A 15,523-nucleotide genomic window follows, 5' to 3' on the forward strand; every position below is an offset into this window, starting at 1 on the left:
GGGCACCTCGGGCAAACTGCGGGTCATTTCCCGTAATGGCATTGTGGAGCGACGACCTCTTGGATGTACGTGCCCAGGGTCTGCAGGCGTGGGTCGACCGCCTCAATCAATCGGAACTGCCGGCGTTGGCGTCCGTGGTCAAGGATCTGCAACGCCTTGCCGTACATGAGCACGCCTCGGTACAGCAGCTCGCCGACGTTCTACTGCGTGATGCCGCGCTGACTTCCAAAGTGCTCAGAGTCGGCAACAGTAGCTACTACAACCCCTCGCAGGAAACCATCAAGACGATTTCCCGGGCGATCGTGATGATCGGCTTCGAGAATGTGCGCCTGATCAGCCTGTCGGTGACGCTGATCGACAGCCTGCTCGAGCGCGCCCCGCGGGAGCAGTTGCTGGAGCTGCTCGCCCGCTCGTTTCACGCGGCGGTGCAGGCGCGCAATATCGCCGGCTACGTGCTGTCCCGCCATGATGAAGAAGTGTTCATCGCTGCGCTGCTTTACAACATTGGTGAGTTGGCGTTCTGGGGCTGCGGGGGCGAGCAGGTCGATGAGCTGGCCGTCCAGCTGGCGCAACTGGGCGTCAAGGCTGATGAGGCGGTTCAGGCGGTCCTGGGTACGAGTTTTCGGCAGCTCAGTCTTGGCCTGGTTCGGAGTTGGAATCTGGGCGAGCTGACCAGTCTCGCTCATAGCCAGGTGGCCAGCAGCGATCCGGCGGCGCGCGCGGTAGCGTTGGGCGTGCAGATCAGTGAAGCCGCGCTGGGCGGTTGGGAGTGCGAGCGGATGGCGGCACTGACCAAGGCCGTCGCTGACTTCACTGGGGTAGAGGAGGCTGACGCGCTGCAGCAGATTCTCGCCAGCGCCGATGAAACCGTGGAGGTAGCCACGACCTTCGGGGCTAGTCGTCTGGGCAGGCTCATTCCCAGTACCGACCCGGAGCAGATTCGCTTGCAGCAGGCTCAGCGTCAGGCAGCCTTGTTGCAGCCGAATCTGCTACTGCTGCAGCAATCGTTGCAGGATCTTGGCCTGATGGCGATGGGCGGAGGCGATGCCGGGATAATTCTGGATACGCTGCTCAGCGGCTTGCACCACGGCGTCGGGCTGGAGCGAGTCATGGTGGCCGTGCTGGCTGATCAGCAGACACGTTTCAAGGCTCGCTGTGCCATAGGCGAAGGCACTGAGGCCTGGTTGCAGGAGTTCGTGATGCCAGCTGAACAGCCCGAGCAGCCGCATATATTCAGCTATGCGTTGCGCCATAGACAGGCGCTGTGGATGGGCGTGCCGGCCAGTTACAACTTGGCAGATCTGGTGACCCAGCCGCTGCGTCAGTGCTTCGGCAGTGGCATGTTCTTCATCGCGCCGTTGATGGCCGGGCCTCGCGAAATCGGCGTGATCTATGGCGACTGCAGGCTTTCCGGGCGAGCGCTGAAACACGAACAATTCGTTGCGTTCCAGCGCTTTACCCAGTTGACTGGTCGCTGCCTGGGGTCGCTGAGCAAACGGCCGGTCAACTGAGTTTCGTTGTTCAGTTCGGAAGATAGAGCGTCAGCAGCTGGCCAGGTCGCAGCACTTCGGTGCCTTTGGGGTTCCAAGTCTTCAGGTTGGTCAGTTGCACGTTGAAGCGCTTGGCGATCTGGTAAAGCGAATCGCCTTTCTGGACCTTGTAATAGGTCGGCGAGTTGTCTTTCTTCGCCGGCGTACTGGTTGCCGGACCTTGCAGGAACAACGCCTGGCCAACCTTCAGCTGGCTCCCGGAAAGCCTGTTCCAGCGTTGCAGATCGCGTACCGACACCCGTTGCGCCTTGGCGATATCCCAGAGGTTGTCACCCGTCTTGACTCGGTAGGTGCGCGGTGTCGACGCGGGCTGTCGCGCGACGGCGTGCAGCAGCTCGCGCGAGGCTTTCGCGTCGCTGCTGGTCGGCAGGCTGAGGACCTGGCCGACGCGTAGCGTATCGCTCTTCAAGCGGTTGACGTCGCGAATGATGTTGACCGTCAGGTGATGCCGGTTGGCGATGACACCCAGCGTGTCCCCTGAACGCACCTGATACTGCTGCCAGTCGACCAGGTCCTGCGGTTTCATCAGTGCCAGGTTGGCTGCCAGCATCTCGGCCTTTTCCATCGGCACCAGAAGCTGTTGCGGGCCGTCTAGCGTGATGCGTCGGGTGAAGGCGGGATTCAGTTGATACAGCTCGTCCTCGTCCAGGTCGGCGAGCTTGGCCACCCGCGCCAGATCCATGCGCTGCTTGAGCGCGATCACCTCGAAGTAGGGTTCGTTGGCGATCGGGTTGAGGTTGATGCCGTAAGCCTCGGGCGCCTGGATCAACTGCGACAGCGCCAGCAACTTGGGCACATAGTCGCGGGTCTCGCGTGGCAGTGGGAGGTTCCAGTAATCGGTTGGCAGTCCCAGCTTCTGATTGCGCTCGATCGCTCGGCTGACCGTGCCTTCGCCTGCGTTATAAGCCGCCAGGGCTAGCAGCCAGTCGCCGTTGAACAGGCCATGCAGGTAGCTCAGGTAGCGTAGCGCAGCATTGGTCGACGCAGTGATATCGCGGCGGCCGTCATACCAGCTGGTTTGACGAAGGTTGAAATGCCGACCTGTCGAGGGGATGAATTGCCAGAGCCCGACCGCATGGGCAGGGGAGTAGGCGAAGGGATCGTAGGAGCTTTCGATGATTGGTAGCAGCGCCAGCTCCAGCGGCATGTCGCGCTCTTCAAGACGCTCGACGATGTAGTGGATAAACGGACTGCTACGCTCGCTGACAACTTCGATGGACTTTGGACGGCTGGAGAGCAGCAGGCGCTGTTGCTCGATGCGTGGGTTGCTGTCCAGGTGCTCCTGCAGCTTGTAGCCCTCGCGGATTCGCTCCCAGATATCTTCGTGTTCGGTGATGGCGGTGGTGTCGTTCAGCCAGATGGGTTCTTGTGCCACAGGTGTGGTTGCGCGCCTTGTCTGCTCGCGGGCCTCATCGCGCACGGCATTGCTCTGACAGCCCGCTAGGGCGACGCATATGGCGAGAGCCAACGCCCGACCAGAGGCTGCCAAGGCGTCCGTTTCGTGGCGTTTCTTGGGAGCTGGCGGCATTGGCTGGAATCTTCCCGGGAAACAAAAATTCGGGGGATTCTAGGAACGCACCCTGGTGGGGTCAAGTTTGCAGGCTCCGTTTCGGGAACCTGTCGAGCTTGTCAGAAACGGTCTTTCCACGCCCGCAAAGCCGCGAAAACCGCGACGTTATCCTCTAATCTACGGCCGCAGTGCTCGCTTGCGGCCTGCTGGACAGCCTCAACGCTGCTGCGCAGAAAAGGGTTGGTAGCGCGCTCGATGTTCATTCGAGTGGGTAGGCTGAAGTGGTTCTCTTCACGCAGAACGGTTACCTCGCGCACGCGCTGCTGGATCTCCTGGTTATATGGCTCCACCGCTTGGGCGAAGCGCAGATTGCTCAGGGTGTATTCATGGGTGCAGTAAACAAGGGTGTCGTCCGGCAGACTGGCCAGACGTTGCAGCGATGCGAACATTTGCTCGGGTGTGCCTTCGAAAAGTCGGCCACATCCCGCCGCGAACAGCGTGTCGCCACTCAGTAGCCAGGGCTGCTCGGCATCGCTGTGAACGTAAGCGATATGCCCGAGGGTATGCCCCGGAACCGCGATCACCTCCAAATCCTTATCCAGCACGCGGATGCGCTGGCCATCGCTCAGTGCTTCATCGCGTGCGGGAATGTTCTCGGCTGCCGGCCCATAAACGCGGGCACCTGTCTGCGTCTTGAGTCGTTCGACACCGCCAACGTGGTCGTGATGGTGGTGGGTGATCAGGATATCGCTGAGTCGCCAGTCCGGGTGATCCTGCAGCCAGCTCAGTACCGGTGCGGCATCACCTGGGTCTACGGCGGCACATCGTTGCGTTGCATCGTCCTGCAGCAACCAGATGTAGTTGTCGGTGAAGGCGGGGAGTGCTTCGATCTTCAACATGGGGCGGGTCGCCAAGCGAGGGACAAAGGCGCATCCTAGCAGTCCGATGAAAAAGTTGAACCCGAGCGAACGCTGCGCCGCGCAGAACCGCGCCGCGAACGGAGCCGAGCGATGAACGATCAACCGTCCACCCAGGCCAGCGACCATTGGCTGTCCATGATCAATCAGGCATCCGACTGGTTTGCAGGACCGCTGGGCCAGCAGCTGCTGGCTCAGGAAAAGCATGTGCTGACCGAAGAGCTGGCGCGTTGTTTCGGCAGTTATCTGGTGCATAACGGCCCATTCAGCGGGGAGCCGGTGCAGCCAGAGAGCATCAAACGCAGCGTCCGCCTGGGTGCGCCTTTACCCGGGGTGGAAATTCATTGTGAGGAGCAGGCCTGGCCGCTCGGCGAGCATGCCGCCGATGTCGTGGTGTTGCAGCATGCCCTGGACTTCAGTCTTTCTCCCCACGGGCTGCTGCGTGAAGCGGCGCGCGGAGTGCGCCCAGGCGGGCATCTGTTGATCGTCGGGATCAATCCCTGGAGTGCCTGGGGGGTGCGCCATCTGCTGTCACGCGAGGTATTTCGCGAAGCCCGTTGTATTCGCCCATCGCGGGTTGGTGACTGGCTGAACCTGCTGGGATTCGCGCTGGAGAAACGCCGGTTCGGATGCTATTGTCCGCCGCTTTCTTCGAGCGACTGGCAGGCGCGTTTGTCGCGGCTGGAGTCGATTGGACAGCAGTTGCAGGCGCCTACTGGCGGCTTCTATTTACTGGTGGCGCGCAAGCTGATGATCGGCCTGCGGCCCTTGCGCCAGGAGCGCCGCGAGCGGATGGGCAAGTTGTTGCCGATGCCAGTGGCCAAGATCAGTCGCCGCGACGCCGAACAGCACCGGCTGCCTTGAAGATTAACTCTGCCGGCAAACCGAGTAAGCGATCGAAATGAGTGACGACTGGGTCGAGATCTATACCGACGGCGCCTGCAAGGGCAATCCTGGCCCCGGCGGCTGGGGCGCGCTGCTTATCTATAAAGGCGTCAAGCGCGAGCTCTGGGGCGGCGAGCCGGAGACTACCAACAATCGCATGGAGCTCATGGCCGCCATTAGCGCGCTCGCCGAGCTGAAGCGTTCGTGCAAGGTGCGCCTGGTAACCGACTCGCAGTATGTGATGCAGGGCATCAATGACTGGATGCCCAACTGGAAGAAGCGCGGCTGGAAAACGGCAAGCAAGCAGCCAGTCAAGAATGCCGATCTATGGCAGCAGCTCGACGAGCAGGTCAACCGCCATCAGGTGAGCTGGGAGTGGGTTCGCGGTCATACCGGGCACCCCGGTAACGAGCACGCCGACCTGCTGGCCAACCGCGGTGTAGTGCAGGCAAAACGTCAACCGATTGTGTAAGTGAGCGAAGCAACATGCGCAGCGTAGTGCTGGATACCGAAACGACCGGCATGCCGGTGGCCGATGGCCACCGGATCATCGAGATTGGCTGTGTCGAAGTGATTGGCCGTCGCCTGACTGGACGGCATTACCACGTCTATCTGCAGCCTGACCGCGAAGTGGACGAGGGGGCGATCGCCGTTCACGGCATCACCAACGAGTTTCTCGTCGACAAACCGCGTTTCCGTGATGTCGCTGATGAGTTCTTCGAATTCATCAAGGGCGCACAGCTGGTCATCCATAACGCGGCGTTCGACCTTGGCTTCATCAACAATGAGTTTGCTCTGCTCGGTCAGCAGGAGCGTGCGGACATTGCCGAGCATTGCTCGGTACTCGATACCCTGTTGATGGCGCGCGAGCGGCACCCTGGCCAGCGCAACAGCCTCGATGCGCTGTGCAAGCGCTACGGCGTGGACAACTCCGGCCGGGATCTGCACGGCGCTCTGCTCGATGCCGAGATTCTGGCCGACGTCTGGCTGACCATGACCGGCGGGCAGACGAATCTGTCTCTTGCCGGCGACGGCGAAAGCTCCGATGGTGGACGGCAACAACCCACTCCGATTCGTCGGCTGCCGGCGGATCGGCCGCGCACCAGGGTCCTGCGTGCCAGCGACGAGGAGCTTGCTGCGCACGTTGCGCGCATGGCTGCCATCGAAAAAGCAGCGGGTGCGGCCCCGTTGTGGGTTCAGCTGGAAGGCTGATCCGGAGTCCCGTCTTCTTTATGCGCTGTTGCTTTGCTGCGGACCCTTCTACCCTGTAGATGGATCGTCCGCAGAGAGTGCGCATGTATAAAGACCTGAAATTCCCCATCCTCATCGTTCACCGTGACATAAAGGCTGACACCGTCGCCGGTGAGCGAGTACGTGGTATCGCTTCCGAGCTGGAACGCGACGGCTTCAATATCCTGCCCACAGCCAGTTCGAACGAGGGGCGCATCGTCGCCTCGACGCACCACGGGCTGGCCTGCATCCTGGTCGCGGCGGAGGGCGCTGGGGACAACCAGCGTCTGCTGCATGACGTGGTGGAATTGATCCGCGTCGCCCGTCGCCGCGCCCCGCGCCTGCCGATCTTTGCGCTGGGCGAGCAGGTCACCATCGAAAACGCGCCGGCCGAAGCGATGGCCGACCTCAACGAGTTGCGCGGTCTGCTGTACCTGTATGAAGACACCGTGCCGTTCCTCGCGCGCCAGGTCGCGCGCGCCGCGCGCAGTTACCTGGATGATCTGCTGCCACCATTCTTCAGCGCGTTGGTCCGGCATACCGGTGAGTCGAATTACTCCTGGCATACCCCCGGTCACGGTGGCGGTGTTGCCTACCGCAAGAGTCCGGTTGGCCAGGCCTTTCATCAGTTCTTTGGGGAAAACACGCTGCGCTCGGACCTCTCGGTTTCGGTGCCCGAGCTCGGTTCGTTGCTTGATCACACCGGGCCGGTGGCGGCGGCAGAAGCCCGTGCGGCACGCAATTTTGGTGCTGACCACACCTTCTTCGTGATCAACGGCACCTCGACGGCGAACAAGATCGTCTGGCATTCGATGGTCGCCCGGGACGATCTGGTACTGGTCGATCGCAACTGCCACAAATCGATCCTGCACGCGATCATCATGACCGGAGCGATACCGCTTTACATGAGCCCGACGCGCAATGAGCTAGGCATCATCGGCCCGATTCCGCTGGAGGAGTTCACCCGCGAGTCGATCCAGGCCAAGATCGCCGCCAACCCGCTGGCGCGAGGCCGGCCGCCGAAGGTCAAGCTCGCGGTGGTGACGAACTCGACCTACGACGGGCTTTGCTACAACGCCAACCTGATCAAGCGCACCCTCGCCGACAATGTCGAGGTACTGCATTTCGACGAGGCCTGGTATGCCTACGCGGCGTTTCACGAGTTCTACGATGGTCGTTACGGCATGGATACCCGCGAGCAGGGGCCGCTGGTCTTCACCACGCATTCCACGCACAAACTGCTGGCGGCGTTCAGCCAGGCGTCGATGATTCATGTGCTCGACAGCCAGACACGCCAGCTCGATCGCGACCGCTTCAATGAAGCCTTCATGATGCACATCTCCACGTCGCCGCAGTACGGAATCCTCGCGTCGCTGGACGTAGCGTCGGCGATGATGGAAGGTCCGGCCGGCCGCTCGTTGATTCAGGAGACGTTCGATGAGGCGCTGAGCTTTCGCCGGGCGCTGGCCAATCTGCGCCAGCACATCGATGCGGACGACTGGTGGTTCAGCATCTGGCAGCCGCCACTGGTCGACGGCGCTGAGGCGTTGGTGACTCCGGACTGGCTGTTGGAGCCGACGGCCGACTGGCACGGATTCGGCGAAATCGCCGACGATTACGTGCTGCTCGATCCAATCAAGGTCACGCTCGTCACGCCCGGCCTCACCGCATCCGGCGCGCTGGGCAAAAGTGGCATTCCGGCGGCGGTAGTCAGTAAGTTTCTCTGGGAGCGCGGTCTGGTGGTGGAGAAGACCGGGCTGTACTCGATGCTCGTACTGTTTTCCATGGGCATCACCAAGGGCAAATGGAGCACGCTGCTTACCGAGCTGCTGGAGTTCAAGCGCCACTATGACGCGAACATACCGTTGGTAGAGGCTCTGCCTTCGATTGCCCGTAAGGGTGCGGCAACCTACGCCGGAATGGGCCTGCGCGACCTCTGCGATGCCCTGCATGCCTGCTATTGCGAGAACGCCACGGCGCGAGCCATGCGCAGGATGTACACCGCATTGCCAGAGCCCGCGATAACCCCGGCACAGGCCTACGACAAGCTGGTTCGCGGCGAGGTGGAGGCGGTGCCGATCGAAGCGCTGGAAGGGCGCATAGCGGCGGTCATGCTGGTGCCGTATCCGCCGGGTATCCCGCTGATCATGCCGGGTGAGCGCTTTACCGGGGAGACCCGCTCGATTCTCGATTACCTTCGCTTCGCCCGTGATTTCGCCGAACGCTTTCCTGGATTCGATGCCGATGTGCACGGCCTGCAACACGAAGTCGGGGCTGGTGGTAGTTCGTACACCGTTGACTGCATCCGTGAATGAGCGTTGGGTCAGCGACGCGGCCCTCTACCGCGGCATGAACGGGTCGACTGCCGGCGTGGTCTGTATCACATCGTCTGCATCGACATTCACTCGTTCTGGTGCCAGTTGTTATAGTTGCCCACCGTCGTGCGGCCTGTCCGCCATGACGCCCCCCATGCGCCCTTGCTGTCGAGGATGATAGCGTGACCGAATACAAAGCCTTCCGTGTAGAGTTGGCAGACAAGATTGCCCGCGTCGTGATCAACCGACCCGAGAAGATCAATGCGATGGACGCCGCGTTCTGGTCGGAGATCATCGATATCTTCAACTGGGTCGATGCCACCGACGAGGTGCGCGTCGTGGTCCTCAGCGGGGCCGGTGAGCATTTCTCTTCTGGCATCGATCTGCAACTGCTGGCTTCTGTCGGCAGCCAGCTGGGCAACGATGTCGGGCGCAACGCCGAGCGGCTGCGCCGCAAGATCCTTTCTCTGCAGGCCTCGTTCAACGCAGTCGATCACTGCCGCAAGCCGGTCATCGCGGCCATCCAGGGCTACTGTCTGGGCGGCGCCATTGATCTGATCTCGGCCTGCGACATGCGTTACAGCACTGCAAGCGCGAAATTCTCGATCAAGGAAATCGACATGGGCATGGCCGCCGATGTCGGGACCTTGCAGCGTCTGCCGCGCATCATCGGCGATGGCATGATGCGTGAACTTGCCTTTACAGGGCGCACAATCGACGGTGAAGAGGCACGCAGCATCGGTCTGGTCAATCGCACCTATGCCGACCAGCAGGCGCTGATGGACGGCGTTTTGGAGCTGGCCCGCGACATCGCCCGCAAATCACCTGTCGCGATTCGCGGCACCAAGGAAATGATCCGCTATATGCGTGATCATCGTGTCGACGACGGCCTCGAGTACATCGCCACCTGGAATGCGGCCATGCTGCAGTCGGCGGATATCAAGGTCGCCATCGCTGCCCATATGAGCAAACAAAAGCCGGACTTTGCCGACTGATGCGCCATCACACGTTTGCGCGGGAGGCGCACTAGGCATGGTTACTGGAGCTACTTCACTCGGTCTGGTACGTGACGAACTGTTCGCCACCATGGAAGAGGCCGAGCAGAGCCTTGAACACTTCATCATCGATCGCAATAACGGTGGCCTGCTGCAGCAGGCCGTGGAAAACCTCAAGCAGGTGCGCGGCACGCTCAACCTCATCGAGCTGACCGGAGCCGAGTTGCTGGCGCAGGAGATTCTGCAGCTGGCGACCGATATCCCCGTTGGTGCCGGGGAAGATCGCGACGTGCAGTTGGCCGCGCTGAGCAACGCGCTCTATGTCCTGCGACGCTATCTGGAAAGCGTCGACGCCAGCCGGCAAGAAATTCCCGAGCTGCTGCTTCCAGCCATCAACGCGCTGCGACAGGCTTGTGCACAGCCCGCCTTGCCGGAGAGTTTCTTCTTCAGCGTTCGTCTTGATCATGCTCGTCCTGCAGTGGATGTACCGGCCCGGTCCGGTGCTGCGCCAGTTGCCGAGGCACGGCGCTTGCGTCAGATGTATCAGGTTGGATTACTGGGGTTCATCCGTGAAGACAATCTGCCTGCCAGCCTGAAGCTCATGGGGCGTGCACTGACGCGCCTGGATCACCTGTTCATCGAATCACCGGCAAGCCGGCTGTGCTGGATCGGCAGCGCTGCTCTCGAGTCCCAGCTCGACGGCCAGCTGCTGCCGCGCAAGTCGCGCAAGCAGCTGTTTTCGCGGCTCGATCGCGAACTCAAGCAGGTGCTTGGCAATCCTGCATATGAAGCCCCGCGCAGCCTGCTCAAAGAGCTGCTCTATGTTGTCGCTCTGGCGGATACCCAAGGACCGATCGCCAGCCAGGTTCGCCAGGTTTTCTCGTTAAGCCCGCTGCCATTCACTGACCATCTGCTCGAAGAGGAATCCCAGCGGCTGGCTGGTCCTGGCCAGGCAGTCATGCGTTCGCTGTCTTCGGCAATTCGCGAGGAGCTGGCTAGCCTGAAGGACCTCCTGGATCTGATCGAGCGTGGTACTGCGCAGGCGGAAGCCTATTCGAACCTGCATAACCTGCTCGGCAAGATGGCCAAAACCCTTGGCATGGTTGGTCTTTCGTCTGCGGCCAGCACTTTGCAGGCGCAGCTGGGCGATGTGTCGGGCTGGAGCCTGGCGCATGCGCCCGAGCCGCAGGTTATCCAACGTCTCGCCGACGCGGTGCTCTACGTCGAGAGCATGGTAGCCAGCCTCGAACGTGGCGATCGACGTGAAAGCAAGCCTCAGGTTGCGCGTCCCGGAATGGAGGCGGAAGCCTTCGCCAATCATCAGCTGACCGAGGCGCGTATCGTGGTGATCGACGAAGCGACCGCCGGGCTGGCCCTGGCCAAGCGCGCGATTACTGCCTATCTGGAATCCAACGGTGAAAAGCTGCACTTGGCTAACGTGCCGTTCAGCCTCCAGGCCGTGCGAGGTGGATTACGCTTCCTCGAGCAGGAGCGTGCGGCGGAGCTGATTGGCGCCTGCGCTGATTTCATTCAAAAGCACATGCTCGAATCGAATCAGATGCCCCCCGAGCAGCTGCTGGAAACCCTTGCCGACGCCCTGACCAGCCTGGAGTACTACCTCGAAGGCGGGGCGGTATTGCGGCGCGACGATTCGCGCGTAAGCGTGCTTGATCTGGCCAGCGAGAGCGTACGCGCGCTGGGCATGCCGGTAGCGGCCTGATGAGTCTGCGCTGGCAGGCGGCGCTGCTCGACCCCACTCTCCCTGGGGGTTGGGTGGTAGTGCACTGCCGGCAGCAGTTCCTGCTCGACGATAATGGCGCGCTGTTTCCACGGGACTGGCTCAAGCGCCTGGAGCTTCCCGTGCTGAGCGAGCAGGGGCTGGGGCATTTTGACGGGCAACCGGTTTTTCTGTTCGAGCTTGAATTCCAAGCCGATGTGCCCGGCGCACGCTGGCAGGGCCTGCGCCAGTTCATGCAGGGCGACGATCGGGACCTGTTTCAGCTCCTTGGATACGCCACGCAGATAGGTACATGGGCGAGTCAGCATCGTTTTTGCGGCAGCTGCGGTTCGCCAATGCAGGCGCGAGCCGGCGAGCGAGCGATGTACTGCCCGGCTTGCGGCGTTCAACACTATCCAAGACTGTCTCCGAGCATGATCGTACTGGTCACGCGCGGCGATGAGCTGCTGCTGGCGCGTTCACCGCGTTTCGCTCCAGGCGTCTACAGCACCCTGGCAGGCTACGTGGAACCTGGCGAGTCGGTGGAGCAGTGCGTCGCGCGCGAGGTGCGTGAGGAAGTCGGTGTATCCATTCACCCGCCACAGTATGTCGCGAGCCAGGGCTGGCCGTTTCCGCATTCGCTGATGCTGGGGTTCCATGCCGAATATGCCGGCGGCGAAATCGTGCCTCAGCCCGAGGAGATCGAAGATGCGCGCTGGTTTCCCATCGATAACCTGCCGGCGTTACCCGCTCGCCAATCCATAGCCCGCTACCTGATAGAGCTGTATCTGGCTCGTCGGTTAGGCCGTCCCGACCCAGTGCTGCCAGGCTAGACGCAGGCTCATCGCCAGAACCACCAGAATGAATATCGGGCGGATGAACCGAGAGCCGCCACGGATCGCTGTGCGCGCGCCGAAATAGGCGCCGGCCATCAGTGCCAGGCCCATACCGATGCCAAGTACCCATGCTACGTGCCCGCCGATCACGAACACGCTCAAAGCCACTGCATTGCTGACGAAGTTCATCGTCCGCGCAACGCCGCTGGCCCTGAGCAGGTCGAGCGGGTAGAGCAGCATGCTGCTGACGGTCCAGAAGGCGCCAGTCCCGGGGCCCGCCACTCCATCGTAGAAGCCTAGCGAGAGACTCTGAGGCCACTGGCGCTTGCGTCCGATGACCAACGCATCGCTACTGGGTTTTGCGGGCATGTGGCTGAACAGCAGATAGATACCGCAGGCAGAAACCACCAAGGGCAGCAGCTGGTTGAGCCAGCTTGCGGGCATGAATTGGGCGAGTGCTGCACCTAACGCCGCTCCAATTGCAGTGCCCACAAGCGCGCGGCGCCATATCTCAGGCTCGAATAGGCGACGTCGATAAAACGTATAGCTGGCGGTGGCTGAACCGAAGGTGGCGCATAGCTTGTTGGTACCCAGCACCAGGTGCGGAGGCAGTCCGGCAGTCAGCAAGGCCGGGATGGTCAGCAACCCGCCGCCACCGGCAATGGCATCGATGAATCCGGCAGTGAAGGCTACGGCGAACAGAATCACCAGAGTGGAAGGGTCGAGCGCGAGCTCAAGCGCGAAGGGCATGCGGGTCTCGGTGGGCTGAGTGACAGCGGAGGATAATGCGGCTATTACGCTGGCGGAAGGGAAGATTGAATGACTGGCATCCAGCTCTGCGAGAAGAACAACGTCAACCCGTGACCCCCGTCCCATGCCGGCCCTGGCTGTGCTGATGGCAGCTGCGGATAATGTCGCACCCAATGAAAAGGATGCTTGGCTATGCAATATCTCGGGCTCGCGATCGTGATCGCGCTACTGGCTGTGATTGTCCTGCTGGTGGCGCTGCGCTTGCTGCTAGGGGGGAGTTGGCTGATGGGCTGGTTGCGCGGCACCTGTGGCTTCGCGGTTCTCGCGCTGGCCGGGCTGATCGGCCTGATTGGCTACGACATCAGTACCTATGCCTCGCTGCCGAGTGAGCAACCGTTGGTTACGCTGACGTTCCAGGCGCAGGGGCCGCAGCGCTACGAAGTCCGTTTGGATCAGGGCAAGGAGACGCGCACGGCGATTCTGGAAGGCGACCTCTGGCAGCTCGACCTGCATATGTTGCGCTGGAAAAGCCTGGCCGAACTGATCGGCCTTGAATCAGGCTATCGACTGGAGCGGCTATCCGGACGCTATCTCGCAGTCGAGCAGCAGAATCTCGCGCGTTATGGTCGCGTTGAGCTGAGCGAGAAGCCCTTGGGCGTGGATATCTGGCAATCGCTGGAACTCGGACAGCGTGACATGCACCTGGTCGATGCGCAGATGCTCCGCGTGGATTACATGCCGATTGCCGATGGCGCCGCTTACATTGTAGAGCTTGCGCCGACCGGACTGATCGCGAAGCCGGCAAACGCAGCGGCGACCGAGGCGCTGAAGAACTGGTGAACAAGAAGGGAGCCTTACGGCTCCCTTTTTTCGCTGCATCTTTCTTTTGTCGCAGAGCCTGTCAGGCCAGATAACCGCCATCGACGTTGAGCGAGATTCCCGTCGTATAGCTAGACGCGTCGCTGGCCAGGTAGAGAACTGCACCGGCCATTTCGCTCGGTTGGGCGACACGGCTCAGCGGAATATGCTGAAGTGCCATTTGCAGAATCGAGTCGTTCTTGACCAGCGCCGAGGCGAACTTGGTATCCGTCAGGCCCGGTAGCAGCGCATTGCAGCGAATGCCGAACTGCGCGCATTCCTTGGCGAAGGCCTTGGTCATGTTGATCACGGCGCCCTTGGTGATCGAGTAGATACCCTGGAAGTTGCCCGGTGTGACGCCATTGATGGAAGCGACGTTGATGATGCTGCCACCACCGTTTTCGCGCATCAGCTTGCCGGCCTCGATAGACATATAGAAATAGCCGCGGATATTCACGTCGACAGTCTTCTGAAAGGCCGAGACGTCGGTATCCAGGACGTGGCAGAACTGCGGATTGGTTGCGGCATTGTTGACCAGGATGTCGAGTCGGCCGAACTGCTCGCGGATTTGCGCGAATACCGCCTGAATCTGTTCCATCTCGCCGATATGGCAGGCTACCGGAGTGGCCTTGCCGCCTTCAGCAACAATCGCATCTGCAACTGCCTGGCAGCCCTCGATCTTGCGGCTGGATACGATCACGTGGGCCCCTTGCTGCGCGAGCAGCTTGGCGATGGCCTCGCCGATACCGCGGCTGGCGCCGGAAACGAAGGCGATCTTGCCGTCTAGGTCGAACAGGGTGGTCTTGGACATGGTCGTTCCTCTTTTCTTGTTCGTTCCCGTGGTGGAGCACGGGGCTTTGGGTTGGCTTCAGAGCTTCGATTGCCCGATCACTTGCAGTGCCTTTTGCTCGAGCAGCTTGTTCATGTGGATGAACTGGGCAAAACGCTTGTCCTGCGTCTGGCCATGATAAAAGCGGTAGTAAATCTGCTGGACGATTCCGGCCAGCCGGAACAGGCCGTAGGTGTAGTAAAAGTCGATGCAGGGAATCTCGATACCGGCGCGCTGTGCGTAGTAATCGACGAAGCCCTGGCGGGTGTGCATGCCAGGCAGGTGGCTCGGCTGCCGACGCATCGCCTGCATGGGCTGTGGATCATCGGCCTCGATCCAGTAGGCGAGGGTGTTGCCCAAATCCATCAGCGGATCACCAATCGTGGTCATCTCCCAGTCCAGTACGCCAATGATTTCCATCGGGTTGTCCGGGTTCAGGATCACGTTGTCGAAGCGGTAATCGTTGTGAATGATTCCGGGCTTGGGGTGATCGGCTGGCATCTTGTCCTTCAGCCAGGCCTTGACTGGCTCCCAGGCGGGCGCATCGGCGGTCAGCGCACGCTCGTAACGCTCGCTCCAGCCTTCGATCTGGCGCTTCACATAACCGTCCGGTTTGCCCAGATCGCCGAGGCCACAGGCCTGGTAGTCAACATTGTGCAAATCGACAAATTTATCGATAAAGCTCTCGCAGAGCGCGCGCGTCTGCGCCACATCGAACTTCAACTCTGCAGGTAGTTCCGAGCGCAGGATGATGCCGTTGACCCGCTCCATTACGTAGAACTCGGCACCTATCACCGACTCGTCGGTGCAGTACACGTAGGCCTTCGGGCAGTAGGGGAAACCGTCGTTGAGCTGGTTGAGGATGCGGAATTCACGGCCCATGTCGTGGGCGGACTTCGCCTTGTGGCCAAAGGGCGGGCGGCGCAAAACCAGATCCAGCTCAGGGTACTTCAGCAGATAGGTCAGATTGGAGGCACCACCGGGAAACTGCGAAATCTGCGGCGTACCCTCCAGCCCAGGAATGTGCGCCTTGAGGTAAGTGTCGATCACATCGACCGGCAGTTCTTCGCCTTCTCGGACTCGCGTGGTTTGATCTGTAAGCGCCATTGTTATCCCTTCTGCTTATGTTCG

The 15,523-nt window shown here is 61.2% G+C and carries 14 protein-coding genes; 9 read left to right on the forward strand and 5 right to left on the reverse strand.

Annotation, left to right across the window (positions count from 1 at the left end):
• The first annotated feature begins 59 nt into the window (after nucleotides 1-59).
• Nucleotides 60-1,511: an HDOD domain-containing protein gene (locus tag BHD08_RS18755; RefSeq protein ID WP_125024139.1), complete on the forward strand. Its 1,452-nt coding sequence runs from the start codon at nucleotides 60-62 to the stop codon at nucleotides 1,509-1,511.
• 10 nt (nucleotides 1,512-1,521) lie between these two features.
• On the opposite strand, the gene BHD08_RS18760 is transcribed toward BHD08_RS18755, so the two are convergent.
• On the reverse strand, nucleotides 1,522-3,078 hold the full coding sequence (locus BHD08_RS18760; protein WP_177412700.1) for a lytic transglycosylase domain-containing protein: 1,557 nt from the start codon (nucleotides 3,076-3,078) through the stop codon (nucleotides 1,522-1,524).
• A 101-nt stretch (nucleotides 3,079-3,179) separates the two neighbouring features.
• Nucleotides 3,180-3,959, reverse strand: coding sequence for a hydroxyacylglutathione hydrolase (gloB, locus tag BHD08_RS18765; protein ID WP_125024143.1), 780 nt, complete (start codon nucleotides 3,957-3,959; stop codon nucleotides 3,180-3,182).
• A 111-nt stretch (nucleotides 3,960-4,070) separates the two neighbouring features.
• On the opposite strand from gloB, the gene BHD08_RS18770 reads away from it, so the two are divergent.
• From BHD08_RS18770 to nudC, 7 genes are all read left to right on the forward strand, one after another.
• Complete coding sequence (locus BHD08_RS18770) at nucleotides 4,071-4,841, forward strand: class I SAM-dependent methyltransferase (RefSeq protein ID WP_125024145.1); 771 nt, start codon at nucleotides 4,071-4,073, stop codon at nucleotides 4,839-4,841.
• Nucleotides 4,842-4,878: 37 nt separating this feature from the next.
• On the forward strand, nucleotides 4,879-5,334 hold the full coding sequence (gene rnhA, locus BHD08_RS18775) for a ribonuclease HI (protein ID WP_125024147.1): 456 nt from the start codon (nucleotides 4,879-4,881) through the stop codon (nucleotides 5,332-5,334).
• A 14-nt stretch (nucleotides 5,335-5,348) separates the two neighbouring features.
• Entirely contained in the window at nucleotides 5,349-6,074 is a 726-nt protein-coding gene (gene dnaQ, locus BHD08_RS18780) for a DNA polymerase III subunit epsilon (RefSeq protein WP_125024149.1), read from the forward strand.
• Between the two features lie 83 nt (nucleotides 6,075-6,157).
• Nucleotides 6,158-8,407, forward strand: a complete 2,250-nt coding sequence (locus BHD08_RS18785; RefSeq protein ID WP_125024151.1) for an Orn/Lys/Arg decarboxylase N-terminal domain-containing protein — start codon at nucleotides 6,158-6,160, stop codon at nucleotides 8,405-8,407.
• A 182-nt stretch (nucleotides 8,408-8,589) separates the two neighbouring features.
• Nucleotides 8,590-9,402, forward strand: a complete 813-nt coding sequence (locus BHD08_RS18790) for a crotonase/enoyl-CoA hydratase family protein (RefSeq protein ID WP_015276898.1) — start codon at nucleotides 8,590-8,592, stop codon at nucleotides 9,400-9,402.
• Nucleotides 9,403-9,439: 37 nt separating this feature from the next.
• Nucleotides 9,440-11,122: a ferrous iron transporter B gene (locus BHD08_RS18795; protein ID WP_125024153.1), complete on the forward strand. Its 1,683-nt coding sequence runs from the start codon at nucleotides 9,440-9,442 to the stop codon at nucleotides 11,120-11,122.
• Nucleotides 11,122-11,952, forward strand: a complete 831-nt coding sequence (nudC, locus tag BHD08_RS18800; RefSeq protein ID WP_125024155.1) for an NAD(+) diphosphatase — start codon at nucleotides 11,122-11,124, stop codon at nucleotides 11,950-11,952. Before BHD08_RS18795 ends, nudC begins: the two co-directional genes overlap by 1 nt.
• Here nudC and BHD08_RS18805 read toward each other — a convergent pair.
• Nucleotides 11,920-12,705, reverse strand: coding sequence for a TSUP family transporter (locus BHD08_RS18805; protein WP_125024157.1), 786 nt, complete (start codon nucleotides 12,703-12,705; stop codon nucleotides 11,920-11,922). The genes nudC and BHD08_RS18805 overlap by 33 nt on opposite strands.
• Before the next feature lie 192 nt (nucleotides 12,706-12,897).
• On the opposite strand from BHD08_RS18805, the gene BHD08_RS18810 reads away from it, so the two are divergent.
• Nucleotides 12,898-13,545: a hypothetical protein gene (locus tag BHD08_RS18810; RefSeq protein WP_015276902.1), complete on the forward strand. Its 648-nt coding sequence runs from the start codon at nucleotides 12,898-12,900 to the stop codon at nucleotides 13,543-13,545.
• Nucleotides 13,546-13,606: 61 nt separating this feature from the next.
• On the opposite strand, the gene BHD08_RS18815 is transcribed toward BHD08_RS18810, so the two are convergent.
• Both BHD08_RS18815 and BHD08_RS18820 read right to left on the reverse strand, forming a co-directional pair.
• Nucleotides 13,607-14,374 (reverse strand): SDR family oxidoreductase, encoded by a 768-nt coding sequence (locus BHD08_RS18815; RefSeq protein ID WP_015276903.1) that lies wholly within the window; start codon nucleotides 14,372-14,374, stop codon nucleotides 13,607-13,609.
• A gap of 57 nt (nucleotides 14,375-14,431) precedes the next feature.
• The gene (locus tag BHD08_RS18820; RefSeq protein ID WP_125024159.1) at nucleotides 14,432-15,499 is read right to left on the reverse strand and encodes a phosphotransferase family protein; all 1,068 of its coding nucleotides are present in this window, start codon (nucleotides 15,497-15,499) and stop codon (nucleotides 14,432-14,434) included.
• Between the last annotated feature and the right edge of the window lie 24 nt (nucleotides 15,500-15,523).

The sequence above is a fragment of the Pseudomonas sp. SCT genome, assembly GCF_003864275.1.
Lineage (GTDB): Bacteria > Pseudomonadota > Gammaproteobacteria > Pseudomonadales > Pseudomonadaceae > Stutzerimonas > Stutzerimonas stutzeri_AE.